This is a genomic window from Actinomadura nitritigenes (assembly GCF_017573545.1).
GTDB lineage: Bacteria > Actinomycetota > Actinomycetes > Streptosporangiales > Streptosporangiaceae > Spirillospora > Spirillospora nitritigenes.
In genome coordinates this window covers 1-2,719 of record NZ_JAGEOK010000091.1, presented here as the reverse complement: position 1 = coordinate 2,719, position 2,719 = coordinate 1, and the positions used below count along the sequence as shown (strand labels likewise).

Annotated in this window: 4 protein-coding genes; 1 reads left to right on the top strand and 3 read right to left on the bottom strand. The window is 66.7% G+C overall.

Annotation, left to right across the window (positions count from 1 at the left end; all coding sequences use genetic code 11):
• Window positions 1-211: GntR family transcriptional regulator (locus J4557_RS48965; RefSeq protein ID WP_243777558.1), on the bottom strand; the 211-nt coding region annotated here is incomplete at its 3' end.
• 368 nt (window positions 212-579) lie between these two features.
• Window positions 580-957, bottom strand: coding sequence for a hypothetical protein (locus J4557_RS48960; protein WP_208274809.1), 378 nt, complete (start codon window positions 955-957; stop codon window positions 580-582).
• A 401-nt stretch (window positions 958-1,358) separates the two neighbouring features.
• Between J4557_RS48960 and J4557_RS48955 the strand changes: the two genes are divergently transcribed.
• On the top strand, window positions 1,359-2,417 hold the full coding sequence (locus tag J4557_RS48955; protein WP_208274807.1) for a helix-turn-helix domain-containing protein: 1,059 nt from the start codon (window positions 1,359-1,361) through the stop codon (window positions 2,415-2,417).
• On the opposite strand, the gene J4557_RS48950 is transcribed toward J4557_RS48955, so the two are convergent.
• A complete protein-coding gene (locus J4557_RS48950; protein WP_208274805.1) occupies window positions 2,407-2,625 on the bottom strand; it encodes a hypothetical protein in 219 nt (72 codons plus the stop codon). The two genes, J4557_RS48955 and J4557_RS48950, sit on opposite strands and share 11 nt — an antisense overlap.
• Window positions 2,626-2,719 lie beyond the last annotated feature (94 nt).

Sequence of the window (2,719 nt, the reverse complement as noted above, 5' to 3'; positions counted from 1 at the left end):
TGTTCTGTGGTGCGCCGGATGACGCTGCGGCCTTAACGAAGGTGCCCCGCCCGTGCTCGCGCTGCAACTCGCCGAGGAGCTGCATCTCGTTCAGCGCGCGAACGACCGTCGGACGTGACGCCCCGAACTCGCGGCCGAGCATCGTCTCAGAGGGGATCGGCTCCCCGACGGGATAGGTCCCGTCCTTGATCCGACGACGAAGCGTCTCCATGATCCGGACATACTTCGGGGCGTACGCAGCGTCATCCGACATAAGGGCCTGCCAACAGCTCGACAACACGAGTAGCACAAGGAAAGCAGAGGTCTCCCGCGCTGTCACGCCGTCACTTGGTCTTGAGCTGGCAGTTTCTCAACGCAGCCACGGCCATGGCCACGTCGGAGCCTGGGGAATGGCTTGCCGGAGTTCGTCAGCGCTGACGGCCTCCACCAGGCGGGGGCCGCTCCGCAGCCGGACCAGCGCCCACCAGGAGCCGGTTACCTCCCCGTACCAGACGACGCTACCGGGGAAGTCCCGTTCGAGTTCCTCACATGCCTGCCGGACGTCCACCCGTTCCGGTGGGCACTCCCAGGCGCCATGCATCACACGGCCTTGACCGACGCCTCAGCGAACGGCACCGCTAGAACCTTGTCGACGCGAGCCGCCGCCGTCTCCGCATCCCCGATCGGACAGAGCGGTTCCAGGTCCGGGGGAGACTGGCGCGTCGGTCCGGACCAGACCCAGAACCACCAGAGCACACCATCGGCCCGGCGCCCGCACTGCAACTCCTGCCGCAGACCGGGACTCATCGCCTGTCCGAGCTTGTCGCTCGCGTCGGCCTCACCGGCCGGGTTCCAGACCCGGACGGCACCATGCGCCAGCACCACCGCACCGAGGCCCCGAGCCGCCAGCAGAGCGACCAGCGCACGAGCCGCCGGATACCAGTTCCCATCGGGAACCCGAGCCTTCACTTCGCCCATGTCCTCACCTCCATGGAAGCGAGACCGGCGACATGGGGACACGGCTGCCCCTCCCGCTCGACCGATACGGGGGTTTGATCGGCCGAACCCGCAGCCGCCCGCATCATGTCGCCGGCCCCGCGGCTTGTTACGCCACCTCGGCCCGGTTGCCCCTGCGGCACCTGGCGCAGGGTTCTTTACGTCGTTCCGGTCCACGTCCGGAGCTGCACCGCGCGAGTAGCAGGTCAGCCCGGGAAGACACCCAGGACCAACCGCGCCCCATGCACGCAACGCACTCGTTCCGGTCGCTCGCCCTCACGCGCTACCTCCGACCCGTTCGGCGAATAGGTGGGGACCATCGTGATTGAGCGACTGTCCGGATCCGATATGAAGCTCATATACGAACGTCGTATCGTCGGAGCGTGAGTGATCCGCAACCCTGGGCAGACCCGCAACTCCGAGCAGCCTGGGCCAAGGGAGATTGGTCCCAGATCCTCCGTCGCTACCGGGCCGTTACCGGCCTGACGCAACGCCAGTTGGAACCCCTGCTCGGTATGGCGCAGCCGTATATATCGGACATCGAGAGGGGAAAGCACCAAGTGACGTCCGCAGAAGTAGTTGAGCGGATCACTCTAGGTCTAGGGGTGCCAGAAGAGTTGAGCGGCGTAACGGGAAACCAAGACGATCCGTCCATGTGGCAACCACCGGTTGAGCTGCGAGAACGCATCGCCCACTCTCAAAGCCGTGGTCGCGTTGACCTGAGCCTCGCGAACTGGATCGGCACCGTGTTGGCCACCTACCGCCGAGCGGAGGACAACGCCGGAGGCCGCGATCTCTGGCCCGTCGTCCGCAGCCAGTTGGACGCCGTCACCGAGCGCCTTCCCGACGCCTCAGGCAAGGTCGCCGATGGACTGCTCATCTTGGCGGCCGAACACGCGCACTGGCTGTCATGGGTGGCCAACCAGGAGGGCAAGAAGGGACCGGCCCTAGCTTGGTTGGACCTCGCCCAGGGGTGGGCCATCGACGCCGGGGCCGAAGACCTCAGCTCATGGATCAACCGCGTGCGTTCCTTCTACGCCCTAGACCGAGGTGACCCCGTTCGAGCTTTGCGCGTTGCCGAGCTGGCGCGCCGGAGCGCGGACGGTCTCTCACCCGCAGCCGCAGCGATCGCGGCGCATCAGGAAGGTATGGCAGCGGCAGCGCTGGGAGAGCGTGACCGGGCACGGCGCTTGTCTGACGAGGCCCTAGAACTCGCGCTCCAGGCCCCCGACGCCGAGGACCGCCCCGGTTGGTTGTACTGGCTTGATCCCGTACGCGCCCAGCTTCAGCGCGCGGACATGGCGTACGCCGTGCGGGACTTCCGCGACGCAGCGGCCGGATACGCCCAGAGCCTTGATCAGCTTCGCGATTACCCCCGCGATCACGCGTACTACTCGGCCCGCTACCGGGACGCGCGCAGCCGGACCAGCTCTAACCCTTGATCTCTTCTGCGTCCGTGAGTATCGCTTCTTCCCCCGCGTGCTCACGGACCGCAGCCCGCATCATCTCTAGGATGCGCTGCTCATCCTCGCCCGTGCGCGCCAGGTTCGCCGTGTCCAACTCGACTTCGTGCGTGTGCTCCCGCGCCGGTTCCAGGCCGAACATGCCGCTCCCGTCGTTGACCACGTACGTGAGCTTCCACTTCTCCATGCCACTCCCTGTGCCGCCGTCGCTGCGCTTGCGAGCCTATCGACCGATGCGGACGTTGCCGCCTGTGACGGCGAGCAGCCAGCGAACATTGCCG

Bases quoted from the DNA above. Each gene is read 5' to 3' on its own strand.
- J4557_RS48960 (WP_208274809.1), bottom strand. From the start codon at position 957: ATGGGCGAAGTGAAGGCTCGGGTTCCCGATGGGAACTGGTATCCGGCG.
- J4557_RS48950 (WP_208274805.1), bottom strand. From the start codon at position 2,625: ATGGAGAAGTGGAAGCTCACGTACGTGGTCAACGACGGGAGCGGCATG.